General features: G+C 67.6%; 18 protein-coding genes, 1 tRNA gene and 1 pseudogene. 12 read left to right on the top strand and 8 right to left on the bottom strand.

What is annotated here, in order from left to right; all coding sequences use genetic code 11:
• Window positions 1–88 precede the first annotated feature (88 nt).
• Both ACK1X7_RS26615 and ACK1X7_RS26620 read right to left on the bottom strand, forming a co-directional pair.
• Window positions 89–826 (bottom strand): ATP-binding protein, encoded by a 738-nt coding sequence (locus ACK1X7_RS26615; protein WP_413115725.1) that lies wholly within the window; start codon window positions 824–826, stop codon window positions 89–91.
• Between the two features lie 140 nt (window positions 827–966).
• Entirely contained in the window at window positions 967–1,800 is an 834-nt protein-coding gene (locus ACK1X7_RS26620) for a glycerophosphodiester phosphodiesterase (protein ID WP_211124719.1), read from the bottom strand.
• A gap of 220 nt (window positions 1,801–2,020) precedes the next feature.
• On the opposite strand from ACK1X7_RS26620, the gene ACK1X7_RS26625 reads away from it, so the two are divergent.
• Together ACK1X7_RS26625 and ACK1X7_RS26630 are read left to right on the top strand one after the other, a co-directional pair.
• A complete protein-coding gene (locus tag ACK1X7_RS26625) occupies window positions 2,021–3,505 on the top strand; it encodes a S1C family serine protease (protein ID WP_413115726.1) in 1,485 nt (494 codons plus the stop codon).
• A gap of 39 nt (window positions 3,506–3,544) precedes the next feature.
• Window positions 3,545–3,631, top strand: a tRNA-Ser gene (locus tag ACK1X7_RS26630).
• Window positions 3,632–3,774: 143 nt separating this feature from the next.
• On the opposite strand, the gene ACK1X7_RS26635 is transcribed toward ACK1X7_RS26630, so the two are convergent.
• Window positions 3,775–4,131, bottom strand: coding sequence for a hypothetical protein (locus ACK1X7_RS26635; protein ID WP_413115727.1), 357 nt, complete (start codon window positions 4,129–4,131; stop codon window positions 3,775–3,777).
• A 170-nt stretch (window positions 4,132–4,301) separates the two neighbouring features.
• Here ACK1X7_RS26635 and ACK1X7_RS26640 point away from each other — a divergent pair, with 170 nt between their 5' ends.
• Window positions 4,302–4,622 (top strand): hypothetical protein, encoded by a 321-nt coding sequence (locus ACK1X7_RS26640; RefSeq protein WP_413116911.1) that lies wholly within the window; start codon window positions 4,302–4,304, stop codon window positions 4,620–4,622.
• Between the two features lie 304 nt (window positions 4,623–4,926).
• Here the strand turns inward: ACK1X7_RS26640 and ACK1X7_RS26645 are convergent, their stop codons facing one another.
• On the bottom strand, window positions 4,927–7,305 hold the full coding sequence (locus tag ACK1X7_RS26645; protein WP_413115728.1) for a tetratricopeptide repeat protein: 2,379 nt from the start codon (window positions 7,303–7,305) through the stop codon (window positions 4,927–4,929).
• Between the two features lie 511 nt (window positions 7,306–7,816).
• Here ACK1X7_RS26645 and ACK1X7_RS26650 point away from each other — a divergent pair.
• Window positions 7,817–8,209, top strand: a pseudogene (locus ACK1X7_RS26650) (tyrosine-type recombinase/integrase); the annotation flags it as partial.
• Between the two features lie 1,503 nt (window positions 8,210–9,712).
• Here the strand turns inward: ACK1X7_RS26650 and ACK1X7_RS26655 are convergent.
• On the bottom strand, window positions 9,713–10,210 hold the full coding sequence (locus ACK1X7_RS26655) for a GNAT family N-acetyltransferase (protein ID WP_385138241.1): 498 nt from the start codon (window positions 10,208–10,210) through the stop codon (window positions 9,713–9,715).
• Between the two features lie 108 nt (window positions 10,211–10,318).
• Here ACK1X7_RS26655 and ACK1X7_RS26660 point away from each other — a divergent pair, with 108 nt between their 5' ends.
• Complete coding sequence (locus ACK1X7_RS26660; RefSeq protein ID WP_413115729.1) at window positions 10,319–11,110, top strand: aminoglycoside adenylyltransferase domain-containing protein; 792 nt, start codon at window positions 10,319–10,321, stop codon at window positions 11,108–11,110.
• A 548-nt stretch (window positions 11,111–11,658) separates the two neighbouring features.
• Here ACK1X7_RS26660 and ACK1X7_RS26665 read toward each other — a convergent pair.
• Entirely contained in the window at window positions 11,659–12,093 is a 435-nt protein-coding gene (locus ACK1X7_RS26665) for a VOC family protein (RefSeq protein WP_385138245.1), read from the bottom strand.
• 360 nt (window positions 12,094–12,453) lie between these two features.
• Here ACK1X7_RS26665 and ACK1X7_RS26670 point away from each other — a divergent pair, with 360 nt between their 5' ends.
• Window positions 12,454–12,744: a helix-turn-helix domain-containing protein gene (locus tag ACK1X7_RS26670; protein ID WP_253209345.1), complete on the top strand. Its 291-nt coding sequence runs from the start codon at window positions 12,454–12,456 to the stop codon at window positions 12,742–12,744.
• 36 nt (window positions 12,745–12,780) lie between these two features.
• Here the strand turns inward: ACK1X7_RS26670 and ACK1X7_RS26675 are convergent, their stop codons facing one another.
• Together ACK1X7_RS26675 and ACK1X7_RS26680 are read right to left on the bottom strand one after the other, a co-directional pair.
• Window positions 12,781–13,578, bottom strand: a complete 798-nt coding sequence (locus ACK1X7_RS26675) for a hypothetical protein (RefSeq protein WP_413115730.1) — start codon at window positions 13,576–13,578, stop codon at window positions 12,781–12,783.
• A gap of 366 nt (window positions 13,579–13,944) precedes the next feature.
• On the bottom strand, window positions 13,945–15,024 hold the full coding sequence (locus tag ACK1X7_RS26680) for a bifunctional DNA primase/polymerase (RefSeq protein ID WP_413115731.1): 1,080 nt from the start codon (window positions 15,022–15,024) through the stop codon (window positions 13,945–13,947).
• A 705-nt stretch (window positions 15,025–15,729) separates the two neighbouring features.
• On the opposite strand from ACK1X7_RS26680, the gene ACK1X7_RS26685 reads away from it, so the two are divergent.
• The 6 genes from ACK1X7_RS26685 to ACK1X7_RS26710 all read left to right on the top strand — a co-directional run bounded on the left by ACK1X7_RS26685 (window position 15,730) and on the right by ACK1X7_RS26710 (window position 22,038).
• Window positions 15,730–16,731, top strand: a complete 1,002-nt coding sequence (locus tag ACK1X7_RS26685; protein WP_413115732.1) for a bifunctional MaoC family dehydratase N-terminal/OB-fold nucleic acid binding domain-containing protein — start codon at window positions 15,730–15,732, stop codon at window positions 16,729–16,731.
• A gap of 68 nt (window positions 16,732–16,799) precedes the next feature.
• Window positions 16,800–17,285, top strand: a complete 486-nt coding sequence (locus ACK1X7_RS26690) for a MaoC family dehydratase (RefSeq protein ID WP_413115733.1) — start codon at window positions 16,800–16,802, stop codon at window positions 17,283–17,285.
• Window positions 17,282–18,448, top strand: coding sequence for a lipid-transfer protein (locus tag ACK1X7_RS26695; RefSeq protein ID WP_385138255.1), 1,167 nt, complete (start codon window positions 17,282–17,284; stop codon window positions 18,446–18,448). Before ACK1X7_RS26690 ends, ACK1X7_RS26695 begins: the two co-directional genes overlap by 4 nt.
• 53 nt (window positions 18,449–18,501) lie before the next feature.
• Window positions 18,502–19,362 (top strand): DUF1906 domain-containing protein, encoded by an 861-nt coding sequence (locus tag ACK1X7_RS26700; protein WP_398158504.1) that lies wholly within the window; start codon window positions 18,502–18,504, stop codon window positions 19,360–19,362.
• A 273-nt stretch (window positions 19,363–19,635) separates the two neighbouring features.
• A complete protein-coding gene (locus tag ACK1X7_RS26705) occupies window positions 19,636–20,166 on the top strand; it encodes a SigE family RNA polymerase sigma factor (RefSeq protein WP_385138259.1) in 531 nt (176 codons plus the stop codon).
• Between the two features lie 213 nt (window positions 20,167–20,379).
• Window positions 20,380–22,038 (top strand): long-chain fatty acid--CoA ligase, encoded by a 1,659-nt coding sequence (locus tag ACK1X7_RS26710; protein ID WP_382954686.1) that lies wholly within the window; start codon window positions 20,380–20,382, stop codon window positions 22,036–22,038.
• The last annotated feature ends 45 nt before the right edge of the window (window positions 22,039–22,083 follow it).

Genomic DNA, 22,083 nt, shown 5'->3' on the forward strand with positions numbered 1-22,083 from the left:
GGCAGTGCTCTCCTGCGGCGCGTACGACTGGTACGGGCGCGAGCCTAGCCCTTTGGCCGAACCGCGTCGGCTCCATGAGCCGCGTCGGCTACGCCAGCTCGTCCAGATCGGCGAAGTCCAGCTCGCGATCGAAATCGGGGTCGATGTTCGCCTCGATGTTCGAGCCCAGGTCCGCGCCGAGATCGGCGTCGAGCCGCGGGCCAAGATGAGGGCCAAGGTGCGGGTCAAGATTCGCGTCGAGGCTCGGACGCAGCCCGGAGGCCAGCTCCGTACCCAGGTCGGAGGTCAGCTCCGTACCCAGGTCGGAGGTCAGCTCCGTACCCAGGTCGGAGGTCAGCTCCGTACCCAGGTCGGGGGAGAGATCCGAGGGAAGCACGACACGACGGGCGAAATCGTCATCAGGCGGAAGAAGGGCCCATACGGTGACCTCGCCGACTCCGTCCCGAACGCCCCATTCCTCGGCCAGCGACATGATGATGTTCAGCCCGCGACCGCCGCGTGCGGTCACCGAGGGGTTGGCCGGAAGTGGCCTTGTGGGTCCGCCGCCGTCCGTCACCTCGACCGTCAGCCGGTCGTGCTCGTCGATGCTCCATGCAGCGCGGACCGTGCCGCCACCATGACCGGAACGCCAAGGGCGGCCATGTCGCCATGCATTGCTGAGCAGTTCTGAAAGGATCAATACAGCGTCGTCTATGACCGAATCCGATACCCCAGTCCTGCCCAAATCGACACGCATCCGCTGTCTTGCCGCGCGGATGCCCGCAGGACCATGGGGTACGGCCATGGTCGACGACGTCGGCACCTGCCGTGCCACCACCAACGCCACCCCCGAGACCTCCTTCGCCCCACGCCACGGGATGAATGCCCCGCGGTGCTGGAGCGGAAACCGGCCAAGTGGCATCGCGTGACGCACTCGTCACGATCGAATACGTACCGAACGCGCCGGTGCACGCCTTGTAATGCCCATTATGAGCGTCCGAGTTGGGACAGTACCTGTTTGGGGCGATTGGTGATCAGTGCGTCGACCCCGAGGCGGACGCACAGGTCGACGTCCTCCGGTTCGTCGACGGTCCACACGTGCACTCGGTGCCCCTCACGCTGGAGTCGCGCCACATAGCCGGGATGGTTCCGCACGATCCGGATGCTCGGCCCCGCGATCCGCACCCCGGCCGGCAACTGACCGTCCCGGTGGCGCGGCAGTATGAACTGCATCAGATAGACGGTAGGGATGGCGGGGGCCCCGCTGCGGATCCGGTGCAGTGAGCGCGCTGAGAAGCTCATCACACGAACGGGTGAACGTTCCCCGGGCGGCGGCGCGTCCAGGCCGTAGCGGCGCAGCAGCGCGAGCAGCCGCTCCTCCACCTGGCCCGCCCACCGGGTGGGATGCTTGGTTTCGATCGCCAGTTCGATGCGGCGTCCCGCGTCCGCGATGAGCGCCAGAAGCCGTTCCAGGGTGAGGACGGAGGTGCTGTCCCGGCTGTCGCGGTCCGGCTCCTCCTTGTCGGTGGCCCGGCCCTTCCAGGAGCCGAAGTCCAGGGCCGCCAGATCGGACAGCTCCAGCGCAGAGACCGCGCCCCGGCCGTTGGAGGTGCGGTCGACGCGGCGGTCGTGGACGCAGACGAGGTGGCCGTCGGCGGTCAGTCGGACGTCGCATTCCAGGGCGTCGGCGCCCTCCTCGATTGCCTTACGGTAGGCGGCCAGGGTGTGCTCCGGGGCATCCTCGGAGGCCCCTCGGTGGGCGACGACGGAGACGGTGGGCGGCCCGGGGTGGCTGTCCCGGGCAGGGCGCGCATAGGTCACCGCGTTATGGTGCCACCGCCCGGTGAGAGCCGGTGGACTCGGCCCCTCCGTACGTTCGCACGGAATGGCGGTAGGGCGAATTGTCCGGGATAAAGGGTGGTAGTCCGCAGGGCCGCCACTCCTTACGGCGGTCTGACGCGCTGTGGGAAAAGCTGATGACGGTAAGACGTACTACACGTGGGCCGTCGAGGAAATCTGTCGTGCACCTGAGGAGAGAGCTGTGAGCACCGAGAACGAGGGCTCTGCCGTTCCGCCCGCGCCCGGGCCGCATCCGGCCCCTCCGGCGCCGCACCCGAACCCGGCCGTGCCACCCGCGCCGGACTATGAGCCCACCGCGGGCACGCGGCCGACCGCATCGGATGCGCCAATAGGCCCGTCCGACGCGGCAGGGTCGCCGGGAGACCCCGGCGCCCCGGGTCCTGGCGCCCCCGGTCCCGGCGCGGACGCCGGCCAGTCCAGCACGTGGTGGTCGGCCGACGGCGGACAGCAGCCCGGCGGCCCGGGCGACGGACAGGGCGGACAGGGCGGCCCGGGCGGACCGTGGGGGACCGCTCCCGTGCCGCCCTCCGGCCCGTCCGAGCGCAAGCCCCGCGGGCTGGTCGCCGCCATGCTGGCCGCCGTGCTGGTCGCGGGCGCCATCGGCGGCGGCATCGGCTTCTGGGCCGCCGACCGGGAGAGCGACGGCAGCGACACCACCACGGTCTCCGCCTACGGCAACCCCAAGACGGAGAGCCGCGCGCCCGGCTCGGTGTCGAGCATCGCCAACAAGACCCTGCCCAGCGTCGTCACCATCGAGGCCCAGGGCAACAACGGTGAGAGCGGCACCGGCACCGGCTTCGTCTACGACAAGCAGGGCCACATCCTCACCAACAACCACGTCGTCGCCTCGGCCGCCGACAACGGCAAGCTGACCGCCACCTTCTCCAACGGCAAGCGGTACACCGCCGAGGTCGTCGGCCGTGCCCAGGGCTACGACGTCGCCGTGGTCAAGCTCAAGAACGCCGCGGGCGCCAAGCTCGACCCGCTGCCGCTCGGCAACTCCGACCGGGTCGCCGTGGGCGACGCCACCGTCGCCATCGGCGCCCCCTTCGGTCTCTCCGGCACCGTCACCACCGGCATCGTGAGCGCCAAGAAGCGCCCGGTCGCCTCCAGCGACGGAGGCGGCGGCAACGCCTCGTACATGAGCGCCCTTCAGACCGACGCCTCCATCAACCCGGGCAACTCCGGCGGCCCGCTGCTCAACGCGGACGGCGGCGTCATCGGCATCAACTCCGCCATCCAGTCCGCCGGCAACGGCAGCGGCCTCGGCGAATCCCAGCAGTCCGGCAGCATCGGCCTCGGCTTCGCGATCCCGATCAACCAGGCCAAGAACGTCGCCGAGCAGCTCATCAAGACCGGCCAGCCCATCTACCCGGTGATCGAGGCCACGGTCAGCACGAAGGACTCCGCCAACGGCGCCACCATCGCCTCCAACGGCACCGGCGGCAGCCCCGCCGTCGTCCCCGGCGGCCCGGCCGACAAGGCGGGCCTCAAGTCCGGCGACGTGATCACCAAGCTGGACGACATGGCCATCGACAGCGGCCCGACCCTCATCAGCGAGATCTGGACCCACCAGCCGGGCGACAAGGTCACTCTCACCTACAAGCGCGGCGGCAAGCTGTCGACGGCGGAGGTCACCTTGGGGAAGCGCAAGGGCGACAGCTAACGCGCTAGGCTGATCCCCGCGCCATCACGAACGGCGCGGGGAGGCTTGCCCGAGCGGCCTAAGGGAACGGTCTTGAAAACCGTCGTGGCAGCGATGTCACCGAGGGTTCAAATCCCTCAGCCTCCGCCGAGGTCAGCGAACTAGCTGGTCAGAAGGGGTGCCCCCGGTTCGGGGGCACCCCTTCTGTGTGCACCTTGTCTCACCCCGTCTCGCCCGTGTCCCAGCATTGACCAGTACGTATGGGCCATCTGTGGGCCAGCGGCGGACCGTCAGCCCTCGTTCAATCCCTGTGCGATGAGCTGGTTGGAACGGGACTGATCACCGCGCAGGATCTTGGCGTAGAAGCGGAACAAGACGGCGATGCTGTGCCCGGCCCGCCGGGCGACTTCTACCGGATCGACTCCCGACTTGATCCAGAGAGATACCCCCGCGTGCCGGAGCGTGTACGGCACCTCGGCGAGGGGGGTTGCTGCCTCCTCCTCCGAGAGCACTTCCGTTCGGGCGTCCTCCCACAGATCGCAGTACTCGGTAGACCGGACGCGTCCGCCTCGTGCCGCGCGGAACAGACGCCCGTCCGGGGCCATTCCGTACCGTTCGATGTGCTCCCGCAGCATCCGGACCAGCACCGGGGGAATCGGAACCGATCGCGTTGCTCCACGGGCCCTCCCACTTCGGCGCCGGTCGACGTGCCATTGATCTACGAGGCATGCGAGTGCCCGTGTCACTCGGTGTCCGGCGAGGCCCGGCCAGCAGAGGCGGAGCAATGAGCAAGATCCACCGAGAGGCAGATGCGGGGATGACGGCACAGAACCAACTGAGGCTTCTCCCCTGGACTGGGCCTGAAGGCAAGCCGTGCTACCTGGACACCGACGACCGGGAAGGCTTCATGTCCCGCTTGGCGGACCACATCGAGGCGGAGCAACTCGGGATGGCGGCCGAACTGCTCGGGCAGGCAGTTCAGGTACTCGACGACGAGACCGAAGATCTGGAGAAACTGCGACTCGTCGCCGCGCAGTTGGCTGGCGCACTGCGGGACGTGCTGCGCGTGGCGACCAGCCGCGGGCACCGTCTGGCAACACCTGACTGCCCTGAAGGGAAACGACCGATCGATCGTTGACTGTGACTCATGGGCGGGTCATGTGCAGTAAAGCAGGGAGCCTCGGATACGTTCCGAGAACTCCCTGCTTTCTCTTGCCGACGCACGGTCGGCTGAGTGTTCTCCTCTGGCCCGCTTCTGCCTGGACTGTGCTAGCTTCGTGCTCTTTCCCGGACCAAGAAACGGGATCTGATCTTGGGCGTGGATTACCGCCCGATCGGGCACGCTTGTCGCACGTCACGGGGAACCGATCTTGCATCGTTAGATGGACATCGTCACTTTTTCCATGAGGCGCATGTTAGTGGAAGATATCTAGCTGCACGGCTTATTCTTCTTCAAGAAATACAGACTTGAATAGCAGGAGTGCCGCCTCCGAGTCCCCGGATTCAGCGGCCCGATGGAACCATCGCCGTGCCCGATCAGCGCGCCCTTCCTCGATGAAAACCATGCCCAGGTTTCTGGCGGCTTCGGCGTCCCCAGCTTCGGCGGCACGGTAGTACCACTTTTTGGATTCCCTAAGGCGCCCTGTTTTGGCGAATGCTGCACCGAGGTTATATGCGGCGTCAGGATAATTGGCTTCTGCTGCTATCTTCAAATAGGGGACGGCTTGATCGAACTTACCTAGTGTAGGGAGTAGTTCGCCCAGTGCGTTAGCTGCATCGGTGTCGCCCATGTCTGCGGCTTTGCGTAACCATTCCTCTGCTTCAGCGGGTCGTTCATCCACGGCCAGGATGAGACCGAGTCGTAGGATGCTGTCCCGGCACCCCGCTTGAGCGCCACGGCGATACCAGCTCTCAGCATCGTTCGACCGCTCGGAACGCTCAAGAAGCATACCCAGGTTGTACGCTGCGGCTGAATAACCTTCAACGAAGGACCTGCTGTACCATTCCTCAGCCTCGGCTATCTGGCCGCGGCGAGAGAATCGGCACCCAAGATTAAATGCCGCCCAGGATGATCCTTGTTCGGCAGCAAAGCGAAACCAGCGTTCTGATTCGTCGTCTTGATTGATATTTGAAAAATGAACGCCTAAATTGAATGCCGCATGGTGGTCCCCAGCTTCTGCTGCGACACGATACCATTGCAGTGCCTCGTCAAATCTTCCTGAGTTATTCAGAAGATTCCCAAGATTGCACGCAGCTTTGCTGCTGCCCGCTTCTGCGGCCCGTCGATACCATTCTTCAGCTTCGTCACCTCGCCCCTCTTTCGACAGGCCAAGACCTAAGTGAAATTGAGCGCGCGCAAAACCTCGTTCTGCGGCCTGGCGATTCCACCGCTGAGATTCTTCTTTGTTCCCTTCCTGTTCGAAAAGTACACCAAGATTAAACGCGGCGGCAGCGTCTCCCGATTCTGCTGCCTTACGGAAGACATCTTTTGCCTCGGTAACCCGATCTGTCTCTACGTACAACACTCCTAGGTTGTATGCCGCCATTGGTGCACTGTCTGCAATCAGTGACTTGAACGCGTGCTCGGCGACAGCCTGTGACTCGTGTGTTGCCGCCTCTGCAGCATTTATACCGACGCTCATCAGTGCGACTTTATCTTCGACGTTACTCAGAGCGTAAGGCCATATGAAGTCGGGAATGGTAGCGTGTGGTGTTATATTATCAACCTGATCGACAATATAATCAAATACGTGCAGGGTGTCTTCTGGTGCGGGAATAAGAAGGCTAGTCACGCCTAGTCGGACTTGCGTTGCCCACTGCATTGCGTCGTCGATGCTCTCAGGTCGTAGAGCCGGGCCGCCCAATGCGCTTAGATAGTGCCCATGCAGTTCGATCAGTAATCGCCGCTCATATGGAGATGGTAACCCTGTGCGGGCCAAGTCGACGGCAGCGGCCACGAGCGCAAATCCTCGCGGATGCCCGTCGATGCCGGCCGATCTTTGCCATTCGGACCAAAGAGCTGGGCCAGCGGCCAGGTACTCGGCTACCCCATAGGGGCCATGATGCGCGACAGCCTCAACGATCCGTGAGTCGCCGTGGGCTCGCGCGCGATGCAGTTCAGACTCACTCCAGGTTCTTGATAGAAGTATGGGCTCGGCGCGGCCGAGGACTCGGGCACCAACGCGCGCTGTCATCCGCGTATGGATGTCTAGGTGTTGAGTGGGTTCTAGCTGGATGCGTGAACTAAAGATCTCAAATTGCCGTGTGCGCATTGTGGCGAGGATCGGCACATGCAAGCGTTCAAATTCCGATAATGTTTCCTCGTCTAGTGCTCCGGGGCTGAGAAATGCTTCGAGATCGTCTAGCCATACCAGGCAGCGAGCTTTAGTGTGCGTGATTGCTTCGATGGCCAATGGCAAGTGGCTGCCGGAACTCGGTGCTAAGACATGACGCTCTGGGAATGCGGTGACCATCGCCTCGAAAGCCGCTCGAGATTTGCCTGCGGTGGAATCGCCAATGATCAGCACAAGCCCACCATGGTTAGCGGCAATTGTTAGTCGCGCGCGTAGCTGTTCGTCGATGTCGCGCGCGATGTAGGGCGGAACGCTACTGCCATCGTCACCGGGCCGGGCGCGATGCGCTCCAGCAGCCAAGGCGTTCCATGTGCTCGCGGTGGGCCATCGCTCGGCATGAAGTAAGTAGGGAGGGACCGGCTGCCCATCAGTCACTAACGTGACGGGCCCGTTGATCTGACCAGCCTGTACTACTGGCCCGGAGTGTGATCCGCCGCGGATCTGGTTGGTGATGTCTCGCTCAGACATCAGATGGCCGGTTGTGTAACGCGCCTTCACCCCGAAGCTGCTTCCTCACGACCTCTGCCGGGAACGGCAAGCGCGTCTCCACTGCAACCTTCAACCCAGCGCCCCCCTCGTCCACGCTCAGGGATCTGTTTGACTCAAGTTTGCCTTATAAGAGTTTACTTGCGGCCTCTTCCCGAAAAGGTCGGCGGAGCGGGTTTGGGCGGTGGCCTGCCCGGTTTGGGGTCGGGCATGACCAGGGGGCCGTACGCTGGTGGGCAACTCGGGCAGTCTTTGGACCTGCCCGGAATTTGAACGAGTGGCCCCCTGGTCTTGCCCGACGCGGGCCCCGGACCGGGGAGGTGCCTAAAGCCGTGGAGCCGACCGCCCCAGCCACGACGTACCCCTTCTCTGACATCAGGCGGCTGCTCGCTGTGTGCGCTGCACGGACACCGGCCGGGCTGGAGCGGGGCGGAGACAGGAGCGCAGGCCCGGCCGGGGGCCGGGCCGCGCGCGGTGAGCGGAGCGAGCCGCCTTGGTCTTCGACACACCGAAGTCCCACCAGAAGCGGCTCCTGCGAGTCGGCCCGTCCCTCGCGAAGCGGCTCGGGCGGCATCTGGAGACTCTGCCCGGTGGAGACGACGCGCTCCTGTTCACGACACCCGGTGGCAAGCCGCTCCGCTACAACCAGTGGCGCAAGGCGTATTTCGACCCCGCTGTGTCGGCGGCCGGACTGACCGACGTGACCCCGCACGATCTGCGCGCCTCACACGGAACGTGGGTTGCCGACCGGTACGGCGTCATGACCGCCGCGCACCGACTCGGCCACTCGAACGCGAGCGTCACGACCCGGCACTACGCTCGACCGGTCGCCGGGCGCGATGACCAGGTGGCCGCCGCCGCAGACGAGTGGTTGGACGAGACGTGAGGCTGCGGAAAACCGGCTGTCGGGCTGGTGGCATCGGATTAGGCTGCTGCTGCCCCGGGTGCTGACCAATTTGGGGACATGGGCCGGTGTTCTTGCTGTCCGCTCCTGCCGCTGGCAGGGCCGCCGCAGTGCGGGGGACCACCGGTTCCGACATGCGCACATGCGGTCAGAAGGGGCGTCTCTCATCAAGAGACACCCCTTCATTAATCATGTCGTCTCACCTTCAAGAGGGTTGCCCCATTGGGGTGATCAGTGGCGAGACCTGATCCACAGCGCGATCAGGCTGATAACGGTGGTCCCCGCACCGTAGGACGCTCCTCGGAGGGCTTGCAGCGCAGCAAGCTTGCGGTGCCGAGTGATCCAGCGAAGTGCACGTCGCGGCCATTCGGTGGCAGGGCTGTACGGGGCCGGCGTCGGCTGCCTATCATTCACGGGTCGTGATTTCTCCGTTCCTAGCGGATGAGTGAAGCACGCGTAGAGAGCCCCACTGACCTGTGGTTTGGACGCCCGAGGTCGATGCCGGGGCTCTCTTTTGCGTTCGTCGCGCACTGCTTCAGTCTCGCTGAGGCCGAGCCAACTGGCTGCCCCTGGCAGGTGGTTCAGCAGCAACGCAAGGAGAAGTAGACCGCGTTCGTGAGGCGGATACAATCCCTTCTGGAAAGTTTTTTTTGATTCCTCGGCGCTAAGAGTGCTGCCGTCGATACTAGATAGTTTCTATCCGTTGGATGCCTTTGTTTTGATGGCAATGAGGCTCGTTTGCCTGTCGATGGCTGTACGGAACTCCGTACACTGCCGCAAGGTTTCTGACGGCTCCTCTATTGCCTGAACTTCTAGGGCGATGCGCTGTTCTCGCCGATGTTTTGAAGGGTCCCTGCTGTCTGTGCAAGGCAATGCTTCAGCCAGCGCTGTCTCAATCATCTGGCTGGGACCCTCCGCGCTGGCCCGGGGATTTCCGCATGATGGCCGAACGGTGCCCCGCACGTCGGGTCGCATGCACCGGCCTGCTGTGATCCACGAAGAGATTGCGGCTCACCGCACCGACTAGGGTGCCTCGGCAAGCGGTGGACTCCTGGCTCTGCGGGCACGACCCCGCCCTTGGGGCATGTAGCGGGCACGGCGACCATGACGACGGCTCTACTGGGGCGCTCGCACCCGTCTGACCTGCGGTGGAGCGTCCCGCGCGGTAAACCGGCGAGAGATCTTGAAAACCGTCGTGGCAGCGATGTCACCGAGGGTTCAAATCCCTCAGCCTCCGCCGAGGTCAGCGAACTAGCTGGTCAGAAGGGTGCCCCTGCCTCAGGGGCACCCCGTCTGCGCGTTCGCTGCCTCACGCTGTGCCGCCCGGATGTCAGCGTTGACCAGCGCTTGTGGACCAGGGGTGGGCCAGATCGCCGGTGGAATCTGGCGGCTTCCGGACGGGCCGGGCACTCCCAAGTCCTGTCCACGGGCGAAGAACCAATCAGCACTTCCGGCGTTGTCCGACTGAAGTACTTCGTGCCGCAGTCAACAGGCCCGCTCGTATTCGACCTGGTTGAGGCGGTTGCCGTTGCCGTAGTCGAAGGCTCGCTCGGCGCCGGACTCGATGAAGCCGCACTTGGTGTAGAAGCGGCGGGACTGTGGGGTGTCGCGCAACGTCCACAGATGCACCCGGGCAAACCCGTTGTCGTGCAGATGGCGCAGCGTTTCGGTCATCAGTGCGGCGGCGACGCCGCTGCCCCAGCCGTCGGGGTGGCAGTAGAAGCTGAAGATCTCTGCGAGACCTGGTCGAGTCGGGGACGGGAGCAGGGAGGACAGTGCCATGGGGCGACCGTCCAGCTCGGCGAGCAGGATCGTCCATGTCCCCTCTGTGATCCGCTCATGCCACCTTGTACGCCTGCTCTGGACGGCATGCGCTGCGAACTCCGGCTCGAAGAAGGGGGCGTGAGACGCCTCCCAGGCTGCGGCGTGGATCTCGCCAAGCGCGTCGCCGTCTTCCGGGCGGGCAGAACGAACCTCGGTCATCCGATCACTCTAGGACGTGTCCTGCGAACGTCGCTGATCGGTCGACGACAGAGGTGCCATCGCGAGGCACAGGGGCCCTGTTTCCCGAGGTTGTTAGGCTGAGAGGCGATGGACGAACTTGTCGCCCCGCTCTTGGAGCACCTGGACCGAGAGAATCCAGGGGACGTCGTCGGCGTCTACCTGTACGGCTCCGCCTGTACCTCTGGGCTGCGTGCGGACAGCGACATCGACCTGCTCATGGTCACCCACCGCTCACTGACGGCACCCGAGCGTGCCGCGCTGGTCTCGCTGCTGTTGGGCATCTCCGGATGGCACGGCCACGCCGAACGCTTCCCCGACGCAGCGCATCGGCGACCCATCGAGCTGACCAGCATCGTCATCGCCGACGTTCACCCATTGATAGACACGCCTCGCTGCGACTTCCAGTACGGCGAGTGGCTGCGCGCAGACCTCACCCACGGCCACCTTCCCCAACCCACGAACGATCCCGACGCCGTCGTCCTTCTGGCCACTACTCACTCGGCGTGCCGAGTGCTGCGTGGCCCCGAGTTCGGTGACGTTGTCACCTCTGTCCCGTCCGAGCTGCTCAGGAAAGCGGTCCTTGCCGTTATCCCGGACATCTTGGAAGAGATCGGCGGCGATGAGCGCAATATCCTCCTCACCCTGGCGCGCATCCTCGTCACGCTCGACACCGGCCAGATCGTCTCCAAGGACGCCGCCGCTGAGGCCGTCGCGCAGACGCTCACGACAACCGATCGTGATCTGTTGGAGCGGGCCCGAGCCGGCTACCTCGGCACGATCACCGACGACTGGACCGGTCTCACCTCGCGGGTGACCGAACTCGCCCACACCCTCGCAGACCGAGCACGGCAGCACAGCTCGCCGAGACGTGCCCTCTGAGCCCTTGGCCGGGCAGTAACGTGCCTGATCATGGCCTGGCGCAACGACCTCATCGACGAGCAGTGGGCGTTGATCGAACCATTCCTGCCCTCCTCCGGACGGGGTGGACAGTGGTGCGCGCCCATCAGCACGCCGCTGGTGCGCGTAAAAAAGGGGGATGCGCCGCAGCCTGGGTTGAAGAGGGCCCGGACCTGTCCCAGACCGGCCACGGGGCGTTGGTAGCGACCTGTGTCTATGTAGCTGGTGTCCAGAACGACGGAAAGTCGGCTCGCATCCGAAAATCGCCATGTGCGGCGCGCGGGCAGCCGTCTGATGACGAACCAACGCACCAGCCCACCAAAGCCGGTGAGCACAGCGGCAATCACGGCGCTGAGAATCTGCGAGCCTACGGCCCCCGCGATGCTGGCCATGCCCTTCGCCCCCTCGGCTCCCGCAGATCCTGACGTCGCTCCTCGTCGTCGCCCTTCAAGACGGCCCGGGGCCTGGGTGACAGGTGAGGCGATTGGGCTATGAGTGGATCGTTCCGTCGGCGTCGTTGTTGACGGGGTCTAGGAAGAGGCAGCGCCGACGCAGAACTCGTTGCCTTCTGGGTCCGCCATCAAGATGTGGTGCCCGTCGAACTCCTCCAGGGCGTTTCCGCCCGCGCTGATGAGCCGTTCGGATTCTGCTCTTATCCGTGCCCACCGCTCGTCAGGGGTGCCGTGTCCCGGCACCCGGATGTCGATATGAAGCCGGTTCTTCGCCGTCTTGCGCTCGGGGACCTCGAGGATGGAGAGCCTGGGGCCGATGCCGTCGGGGTCGCAGAGCCATGCGCCGTCGTCCGCGGAATCGTCTTCTGGGAGATCGAACTGTGCGAGCCACTCCTCGCGGGTTTTGAAGGGCGCGGGCGGCGGCTCGTCGACGTACCCCAGGGCCGTTTTCCAGAACTCGGCGAGGAGCTTCGCGTCCGTGCAGTCGAAGGTCAGATCGATTCTGGCTGCCATGTCAGGACCGTACTGCGCGCCACTGACAGTCGTGGCCGAGCCGACGGAGGGCCTGCTGTGTGGACCAGGGGTGGGCCCGGGCTCCTGGTGTTGGTCGTTCGAGGCGGGGGCGTCGGCGGGCCGGGGCGGGCGGCGTCAGATCTGGCCGAAAAGCTATGGGTGGGGGCGTTGGTGCAGGTCAGGGCGGGGGGAATGGGCGAGTGGGGGTGGGTCGGGTGGCGGGGGCGGGGGATGTGGGCTTTTAGTTGTAGCTAAAGGTGGAATCCTGTCGCCGAGGGGTGTGAAGCCCAACGGTCGGCACCATGCGCTGGGAGGGTGATGAGTGTGCCGTGGAAAGGCAAGGGTTCGAAGGGGGAGGCCGTGGACTGTGCGGGGGCTCGGCTGGCGCGGCAGGCCACCGTGGAGGTCGCGGGGTTGCTGGGGAAGCGCGATATGAGCCGTGCCGACCTCGCCCGGCTCATGGACGTCAGCCCGGGACGGGTGAGCCAGATACTTTCCGGAGACGAGAATCTGACGCTGCGGAGCCTGGCTGCCGTGGCAGAGGCCCTGGATCTGGACATCAAGATCAGCTTTGTGGAGCCCAAGGAGGACGGGGCTCGTCGGACGCGTGGGCTGGGCGATGGGTCCGATGCCTTTGTCTACGCTCCCTGAGCGTCGCTGACGGGCGGTGTGGTGTGCCGCATCGCGTCAGGGGTGCGGGGTGCCTGTCGTGGCCAGGGGGCGCGCCGCCAGGGCCTCGTCGCGGAGCCGCGTGAGTTCGCGGTCGCCGCTCCGCTTGCCGGTGCGGTAGCCGAACTCCAGCATGCGTGCGCAGGCGTCCATGGCCATCGCCAGGGCCTGACGGCGGTCCTCGGCCTCCTCCCGGGTCGGGGTGTGCAGCTCCGGCGGGAACTCCTGGACCTCCCGCTGCCGGCATCTCGCCTCGATGTCGGCCTCGACCTTGGTCGCGTCGTCCAGGAGTTGGTCCACCTCCTCGTACAAGGTGTTGATCGTCGTCCTGTCCTTGGTCGCGGCGGCGCAGCCGCGCAGGTGGCGGCGGGCCTCGAAGGCGAACATGCGCAATTGGGCCACGTTCTCGAAGTCGCGGACCAGCCGGTGGCAGTGGATGTACATGTCGTGGACCAGCCGCCGTTCCAGCTCGCTCAGCAGCACCGCGATGCCCAGCGTGATCACGGCCACGAAGGGCGGCGTGGACTGCTGGTTCTGCTGCTGACGGACGCGAGGTGCCAGGGCCCCGCCCGCGGCGGCAGCGGCCACGGCGGGGGGCACATCGGCGGCGTGCGGCAGCAGCAGGGCGATGGTGAGCAGGGCCGCCGCGCAGCTACAGGCGAGGATGCCGCAGCACAGCGCCGTCGACCTTACGGTTCCCAGCAGGCGGCCCTTGTCGGAGAAGCGGTGGACCAGCGAGATCCAGGTGACCAGTGCGCAGACGCCGATGGGTAACGCGAAGTCCGCGAACCACCTCTGTGCGTAGAGCTCGTGCAATGCTCCCCCTGCTCGCGCCTTGGTACCGGTGCGGCGGAGGCGGTCGGACGGTCGCCGGTCGGACGGTCATGGGTCACCCAGGTCGCCGATCACCGGTCGCCGATCACCGGTTACGGGGAGAGTGGGGATCCCTTCACGGTCCGCCTCGGGGCGGAAGCACCGGCGAACGGGCGTGGTTCCTGCGCCGCCTGGTCACCGCGTTGCGGTCCGGTTCCGGTACGGAGCGCCTCGTCGCATGGTCACGATAGTGCTCCTCGTTCACGTAGCGCACGGCTCACCGTCCGTATACCGCTGGATCGCGCCGCCTCCGGCGTCCTGCCATACGTCCGCAGCCACTGCTCCGTTCATCCGTCCCAGGCGTATGCGTCAGGCCCAGGCATCCGGGGGCTGGAGGTGGCGGGCGGCGCTGCGGGCCGCGGAGGCGACGGTGGCGCGGGCCTCGCGCGGGGCCAGGCCGGTGTCGAGCGCGGCCTCGATCAGGGCGGGGGCCAACTCCGGCCCGGCGCCCGTCTCGTAAGCGCGGCAGGCGGCCCAGAACAGCCGGTCGTTGCGCCGGCCCTCCCGGGAGGCGCGGACGAACCGTACGAGCCCCTCCAGGGCGGCGGGATGTGGCCCGGGGGACGGCGGGCCGGGGCGGTACGAGCGGTGCGGGGCCGGGCGCGGGGGCGTGAGCAGGCGCAGCAGGGCGGCCGGGGCGGGCGCCGGGGCCCAGGCGGGGGAGCCCGGCGCGAGGCGGTAGCTGCCGTGCGAGCCGTATGAGCCGGGGCCGACCAGATAGCCGCCCAGCCCTCGGATGTCGATGCCGGGGGCCAGGCGACCGGCGGAGTTGGGGACGGCGAGGCCGGGTGGGCCGCACAACCAGAGATGGCGGCCGCCGCTCGGGGTGAGCACGGTGACCGTAAGGGGGATGGCGAAGGCATGCTCGCGGGCCAGCCGGGCGAGGGCCGCCAGGCCGTCTGTGCTGCCGGTGCCGTCCCTGCCGTCCCTGCCGTCCCTGCCGTCCCTGCCGTCCGTGCTGCCCGTGCTGTCCGTGCCGTCCTTACGGTTTGCATCGGGCTTCCTGGCCCCACCGTCCGTGTCGGCCGCTCCCCCGGTTTCTCGGGGTCTTCCTGGTCTTCCGCCCTTGAGCCCGTCCTTGAGCCCGCCCTTGAGGTCGAGGTCGAGGCCGATGAGGTGGTACGGGGCGCGTCCGCAGGCGATGCCGTAGCCGGTGGCCCAGGGGGCGGAGGCGAACAGGGCGCGGATCGCCTCGGGGTCCGCCGACGCGTCATGGACTCCATGGCCCGGTCGGCCGCATTCGCCGCGGCACGGCAGAGGCGCGGGGTCGTGGTGGTGAGGGGAGCGCACGGCGGGCAGCTTCGCGCGGGTCAGCGGGATCACGCGGAAGCCGTGGGCCGCGGCGGTCAGGGCGTGGGCAAGAACATGGGCGAGTGCGGTATTCGCCATGTGACCCATTTTCGGACAAGTGTTCGGTAATGGGAAGGGGGCCCGGCAAGTCGCCGAGGATGGCCGAAACTATGCGGAACCGGTTCCCTCGTAAGGCTCAGCCTGCGGCGGGGCGGGGTGGCGCGCCCGTGTCGACGTACCGCCGCACCCGGACCCACCCGGCGCATCGGCGCGGTGTGGGGAGCGGGGGTGCGTGGGGCGTTTAAAACAGGTTCATCATGCTTGCGTGGTAATTCCCATGGCCCGTACGCATCGTCCTGGATTCGGTGGGCAACTCTGCTTCCGCGACACTTCCCGAGCGTCGGAGACCGGAGGAATCGAGATGGTGGACACAAGGACGGGCTCCGGCCGCGCCCTCACCGCACCGCCGTCTTCCGCGTCCAGGGCGGGGCGCGGCTCCTGGGAGCTGCCCCGATCGCATGGGGGTAGGTCGCCGCCATCGCGGACGCCCGCAGGGGAACGCGGCAGGGGTGGGGCAATGTCCGATCGATCTGAGTGAGCTGTGGTGATTCATTGAGCGAACGGGACGGGTGAGGTCGTGCGGTCGCGCGGTGGCGTATCGACGCCATCGCGCGATCGTGCGTGGTGGGCTTGGAGTGGGCGGCGGATGGCGGGTGGCGGCCTGCTTCGGTGTTCTTGACGGCATCGCCGTATCTGACGGATAGTCAGATTGCTTTCTACGGCGGACATGCGGCAGGGGCAGCGATGACGCGCGATGAGCTGCACGACCTGGATGAACCGAATGGGCTCGATGAGCTGTACGGACGGCTGACAGCGTACGAGGGGCGGACGGCCGCGAGCGGCGGCGCGGGCAGGGACCCGGTCAACGAGCCCATGATCAGGCACTGGTGCGAGGCGATGGGCGACACCAACCCGGCCTATCCGGATATCGCCCCGCCGACGATGCTTCAGGCGTGGACGATGGGCGGGCTGGCCGGGCACCCCGGCGGTTCGGCCCGCTCCGAGGCGTACGACGAGCTGCTGGCGTTGCTCGACGACGCGGGCTGCACCTCGGTGGTCGCCACCGACTGCGAGCAGGAGTACGTGCGGTCGCTGCGCCCCGGCGACCAGGTCACCTTCGACGCGGTCATCGAGTCGGTGTCGCCGCGTAAGACCACCAAGCTGGGCACCGGATACTTCGTCACCACCCGGATGAACGTCCGTACCGGGGACGGGGAGCTTGTCGGCACCCACCGCTTCCGCATCCTCAAGTACGCACCCGCGCGGCCGAAGGCGGAGCCGGAGCGGGAGCGGGAGCCGGAGTCGGAGTCGGAGCCGAGACGGGCCGCGGAGCGGGGGGCCGACCGGCCCCGTCGTCCTCGCCCCGTCATCAACGGCGACAACGCGGGCTTCTGGCAGGGCGTCGCCCGGCATCAGCTACTCATCCAGCGCTGCCTGGACTGCGCCGCCCCGCGCTTCCCCTGGCTGCCGGGGTGTGGGGCGTGCGGTTCCCAGCGGTGGGAGGCGGTCGAGGCGTCCGGCGCGGGCACGGTGTTCAGCTATGTGGTCATGCACCATCCGCCCTTCCCCGCCTTCGACCCGCCCTACGCGGTCGGCCTGATCGAGCTCGCGGAAGGGGTGCGGATGGTCAGCGGCATCACCGGGGTGCCGTACGACAAAGTGCGCATCGGCATGCCCGTCGAGCTGGAGTTCCTGCGCGTGGACGAGGAGCTGGAGCTGCCCGTGTTCCGGGGTGCCGAGGCATGAGGGACGGACGAAGCCGAACCCCCCGGCGGACCCGACCTGGCGGACAGTACGGACGAGGAGGCGGCCCTATGACCGTGCGTACGGGCGATGAGCTGCCCCCGCTGCGCATCCCGATCACCCGGACCCTGATCGTCGCCGGTGCCCTCGCATCCCGGGACTACCAGGATGTGCACCACGACGCCGAGGCGGCCAAGGAGAAGGGCTCCCCGGACATCTTCATGAACATCCTCACCACCAATGGGCTGGTCGGCCGGTACATCACCGATCACTTCGGGCCGCGGGCCCGCCTCCGTAAGGTCGCCATCCGGCTCGGGGCGCCCAACTACCCCGGCGATGAGATGGTGTTGACGGGTGAGGTCACCGCGGTCGCGGAGGGCACGGCGGAGGTCGCCGTCACCGGCAGGAACGGCATCGGCCACCATGTGACCGGCAAGGTCACGGTGCGGCTCCCCACCGATGCCCCGGGAACCGGTGACGCCCGTAAGGGGACCACCGACACCCCGGCGACCACCGACGCCCCCACCGAAATCACCACCCCGGACACCCCCCGATGAGCGCCCGTAAGGCGGACACCCTGGGCGGCCGGGCCGCCGTCGTCGGCATCGGCGCCACCGAGTTCTCCAAGGACTCGGGCCGCAGCGAGCTGAAGCTGGCCGTCGAGGCCGTTCAGGCGGCCCTGGACGACGCGGGCCTCGCCCCGGCCGATGTGGACGGGCTGGTCACCTTCACCATGGACACCAGCCCCGAGATCACCGTGGCGCAGGCGTGCGGCATCGGCGATCTCACCTTCTTCTCGCGCGTCCACTACGGCGGGGGCGCGGCCTGCGCCACCGTGCAGCAGGCCGCGCTCGCCGTCGCGACTGGCGTGGCCGAGGTCGTCGTCTGCTACCGCGCGTTCAACGAGCGCTCCGGGCGCCGCTTCGGCTCCGGCGTACAGCACCGCGAGCCGTCCGCCGAGGGCGCCGCGCTCGGCTGGTCGCTGCCCTTCGGGCTGCTGACCCCGGCCTCGTGGGTCGCCATGGCCGCCCAGCGCTATCTGTACGCCTATGGGCTGACGCCCGAGGTTTTCGGCCATGTGGCCGTCACCGACCGCCGCCACGCGGCCACCAACCCGGCCGCGTACTTCCATGGCAAGCCGATCACCCTCGCCGAACACGCCGCCTCCCGCTGGATCGTCGAGCCGCTGCGGCTGCTCGACTGCTGTCAGGAGACCGACGGCGGCCAGGCGCTCGTGGTCACCAGCGTGGAACGGGCGCGCGACCTGCGGCGTCCGCCCGCCGTGATCACGGGCGCGGCGCAGGGCGCGGGGCGCGGCCAGGAGCAGATGACGAGCTTCTACCGCGACGACCTGACGGGCCTTCCCGAGATGGGGGTGGTCGCCCGGCAACTGTGGCGCGGCAGCGGGCTGACCCCGGCCGACGTCGACGTGGCCATCCTCTACGACCACTTCACGCCGTTCGTGCTGATGCAGCTCGAGGAGTTCGGCTTCTGCGGACGCGGTGAGGCGGCCGGATTCGTCGCCGAGGACGCGCTGCCGCTCAATACGCACGGCGGTCAGCTCGGTGAGGCGTATCTGCACGGGATGAACGGGATCGCCGAGGCCGTCCGCCAGATCCGCGGCACCTCCGTCAACCAGGTGCCGGGGGCCGCCCGCGCCCTGGTCACCGCGGGCACCGGGGTACCGACATCCGGGCTCCTCCTCGGCGCAGACGGCTGAACCGCGCGCGTGTCGGCGGTATCGGGCCGCCGAGGTCCACCTTCACTCCTCATATGACCCGAAGAAAGCAGAGCAGGCGGAGCAACTGGCAAGCCACGGGATGGACCACCGGTCTGGCCGCGGCGCTGGCCACCGCGATCGCCGGTGCCACCCCCGCCGCCTCGGCGGAGGTCCTGCCCGACCCCCGTCCCCTGGGCGCCAAGGTCTTCCAGGGCTGGGCCTTCGACACCTGCCATGCGCCGTCCCTCGCCACCCTGCGCGCGTGGAACAGCTCCCGCTACCGCGCCGTCGGCGTCTATTACGCGGGCCGCGGCCGGGCCTGTGCGAGCCAGCCCAACCTCACCGTCTCCTGGATGCGCGGCGTCAAGAGCATGAAGTGGCGGGTGCTGCCCATCTTCGTCGGATCCCAGGCCCCCTGCGTCCGCAGCGCCAACAAGAAGCATGTGCCGATCGGCGGCAAGCCCTTCTCCCAGGGGCGCGCGGAGGGCAAGGACGCGGTCGCGCGCGCCAAGGCGCTCTCCCTGAAGAAGCGCAGCGCGCTCTACCTCGACATGGAGGCGTACGACCTGACGAAAACGGGCTGCGCCGCCAAGACGCTCTCCTTCATCCGGGGCTGGAACCGCGAGGTCCGCTCGCACGGCTTCTTCCCCGGCTTCTACAGCAGCGCCGACTCCGGGGTACGCCATGTGGAGCAGGCCCGCCGGGCCGGGGTCCATGACCTGCCCTCCGCCATGTGGTTCGCACGCTGGAAGGGGAAGCCGTCGCTGTACGGTGAGCCGGCGCTGGCCAAGAGCGCGTGGAATCCGCACCGCCGCATCCACCAGTACAAGGGCAACGTCGATGTGACACACGGCGGCCGGACGCTGCGCATCGACCGCAACAAGGTGGACGCACCGGTCGCGATCATCAAATGACCCTCCGTCACCGGCGCCCGTCCGGGACACCCCTGGAACCGCGGAGGCATCTTCGGAGGGGTCCTCGTAGGCATCTTCGGGTAATCCTCGGGAACTCTCCGGGAGCGCCTTCGGGGGCGCTCCCGGGGAACCCTCGGGAGGAACCCTGACCCTCGGCTCGGCCCCTCCCCCCGGAGGAGGTGGTGCCAGCACCAACCGTACAACCTGAGGCTGATCCCGCTTCGGCACTTATGGCCGATCCGCTCCGACCTGCCCGGCTCCTAGCGTTAAGCCATGACCACGACCGTGTGCACAGGCGTATCCGCCGCCGCGTTCCCGTCGTTCACTTCGTATGTACGGGCGCGGGGGCCGGTGCTGTTGCGCACCGCCCGCTCGCTGACCTCCAACGTGTGCGACGCCGAGGATCTGCTGCAAACCGCGCTGACCAAGACGTACCTGGCGTGGGAGCGTATCGAGGACCACAAAGCGCTGGACGGCTATGTGCGGCGCGCTCTGGTCAACACGCGGACCTCGCAGTGGCGCAAGCGCAAGATCGACGAATTCGCCTGCGAGGAGCTGCCCGAGCCCGAGACGGTGCCCGCCCCGGACCCCGCCGAACGGCAGGTCGTCCGCGACGCGCTGTGGCGGGCCGTACTCCGATTGCCGGACCGTCAGCGGGCGATGGTCGTCCTCAGGTACTACGAGGACCTGAGCGAGGCGCAGACGGCGGAGGTACTCGGGGTGTCCGTCGGCACCGTCAAGAGCGCGGTCTCGCGCGCCCTCGGCAAGCTCCGCGAGGACCCGGAGCTCGGCTACGCCGCGTGACCGTCCGGGCGGCGGCCGACGGGGGCTGACCGGGGGCTGACTGGGGGGACCGACCCGGGGACCGGCCCGGGAATCGGCAGGGGGACCGACGGGCGATCGACGGGGCGGTCGACGGGGCGACCGGCGGGGTCCGGGGGTAGTGACATACCGAGCGGTCGGCTGCACAATCGGCGGAACCTCAGCCCGCGCGTAACCGGAACCCTGGAGGCCCCGGTGCTCAGCACGATGCAGGACGTACCGCTGACCGTGACCCGCATCCTTGTGCACGGGGCACTCGTGCATGGCCGTACGGCCCATGTGACCACCTGGACCGGTGAGGACGAGCCCCGGCGCCTCAGCTTCCACGACGTGGGCATGCGGTCGATCCAGTTGGCGAACGCGCTGCGCGATGAGCTCGGGGTCGAGCCGGGGCAGGCCGTGGCCACCTTGATGTGGAACAACGGCGAGCATCTGGAGGCGTATCTCGCGGTCCCCTCCATGGGCGCCGTACTGCACACCCTCAACCTGCGGCTGCCCACCGAGCAGCTCGGCTGGATCGTGAACCACGCCGCCGATCGCGTGATCATCGTCAACGGCTCCGTACTGCCGCTGCTCGCACCGCTCCTCCCCGGCCTCACCACCGTGAAGCACATCGTGGTCGCGGGGCCCGGCGACCGTTCCGTCCTGGACGGCTGCGCCGCCCGGGTCCATGACTACGAGGAGCTGATCGAGGGGCGGCCGCGGCACTACGCCTGGCCGGAGATCGACGAGCGCCAGGCCGCCGCGCTCTGCTACACCTCGGGGACGACCGGGGACCCCAAGGGCGTGGCCTACAGCCACCGCTCCATCTACCTGCACTCGATGCAGGTCAACGCCGCCGAGTCGTTCGGGATGTCCGGGGGCGACACCCTGCTGCCGGTGGTGCCCATGTTCCACGCAAACGCATGGGGCACCGCGCATGCCGCCTTCATGGCGGGCGCCTCGATGCTCATGCCCGACCGCTTCCTCCAGCCCGAGCCGCTCGCCGAGATGATCGAGCGCGAACGTCCCACCATCGCGGCCGCCGTTCCCACCGTCTGGCAGGGGCTGCTGGCCGAACTCGACGCGAGGCCGCGGGAGGTGAGCTGTCTGCGGGACGTCTTCATCGGCGGCTCGGCCTGCCCGCCCTCCCTGATGAAGGCGTACGAGGAGCGCCACGGCATCCACGTCGTCCATGCATGGGGCATGACGGAGACCTCTCCGCTCGGCTCCGTGGCCCATCCGCCGGGCGGGCTCTCGGCGGAGGAGGGCTGGCCGTACCGGCTGTCGCAGGGCCGCTTCCCGACGTCCGTCGAGTGCCGGTTGATCTCGGCGGACGGCGAGGTCGTGCCGTGGGACGGGAAGACGCCGGGTGAGCTGGAGGTGCGCGGGCCGTGGATCGCGGGCGCGTACTACGGAGGGGCGGACGGCGAGCCGTTCCGCCCCGAGGACAAGTTCACCGAGGACGGCTGGCTGAAGACCGGCGATGTCGGCACCATCAGCCCCGAGTGCTATCTGACGCTGACCGACCGGGCCAAGGACGTCATCAAGTCCGGCGGCGAGTGGATCTCCACGGTCGAGCTGGAGAACCTGCTGATGGGCCATCCGGAGGTCGCGGAGGCGGCGGTGGTGGCGGTGCCGGACGAGAAGTGGGGCGAGCGGCCGCTGGCCACGGTGGTGCTGACGGAGGGCGCCACGGTCGACTACGAGGGGCTGCGGGCCTTCCTCGCCGAACGGGTCGCGCGCTGGCAGTTGCCGGAGCACTGGGCGGTGGTTCCGGTGGTGCCGAAGACGAGTGTGGGGAAGTTCAACAAGAAGGTGATCCGCAAGCAGTACGCGGACGGGGAACTGGACGTGACCACGCTGGGCCGCTGACCCACGCTGGGCCTCTGACCACGCTGGGCTGAGGAACGCAACGGA

It is taken from the genome of Streptomyces sp. CY-1 (assembly GCF_047218265.1).
Lineage (GTDB): Bacteria > Actinomycetota > Actinomycetes > Streptomycetales > Streptomycetaceae > Streptomyces > Streptomyces niphimycinicus.

Coding starts and splice junctions, on each gene's coding strand:
- ACK1X7_RS26640 (WP_413116911.1), top strand. CDS start 4,302: ATGACGGCACAGAACCAACTGAGGCTTCTCCCCTGGACTGGGCCTGAA.
- ACK1X7_RS26645 (WP_413115728.1), bottom strand. CDS start 7,305: ATGTCTGAGCGAGACATCACCAACCAGATCCGCGGCGGATCACACTCC.
- ACK1X7_RS26655 (WP_385138241.1), bottom strand. CDS start 10,210: ATGACCGAGGTTCGTTCTGCCCGCCCGGAAGACGGCGACGCGCTTGGC.
- ACK1X7_RS26660 (WP_413115729.1), top strand. CDS start 10,319: ATGGACGAACTTGTCGCCCCGCTCTTGGAGCACCTGGACCGAGAGAAT.
- ACK1X7_RS26665 (WP_385138245.1), bottom strand. CDS start 12,093: ATGGCAGCCAGAATCGATCTGACCTTCGACTGCACGGACGCGAAGCTC.
- ACK1X7_RS26680 (WP_413115731.1), bottom strand. CDS start 15,024: ATGGCGAATACCGCACTCGCCCATGTTCTTGCCCACGCCCTGACCGCC.
- ACK1X7_RS26685 (WP_413115732.1), top strand. CDS start 15,730: ATGACGCGCGATGAGCTGCACGACCTGGATGAACCGAATGGGCTCGAT.
- ACK1X7_RS26690 (WP_413115733.1), top strand. CDS start 16,800: ATGACCGTGCGTACGGGCGATGAGCTGCCCCCGCTGCGCATCCCGATC.
- ACK1X7_RS26695 (WP_385138255.1), top strand. CDS start 17,282: ATGAGCGCCCGTAAGGCGGACACCCTGGGCGGCCGGGCCGCCGTCGTC.
- ACK1X7_RS26700 (WP_398158504.1), top strand. CDS start 18,502: ATGACCCGAAGAAAGCAGAGCAGGCGGAGCAACTGGCAAGCCACGGGA.
- ACK1X7_RS26705 (WP_385138259.1), top strand. CDS start 19,636: ATGACCACGACCGTGTGCACAGGCGTATCCGCCGCCGCGTTCCCGTCG.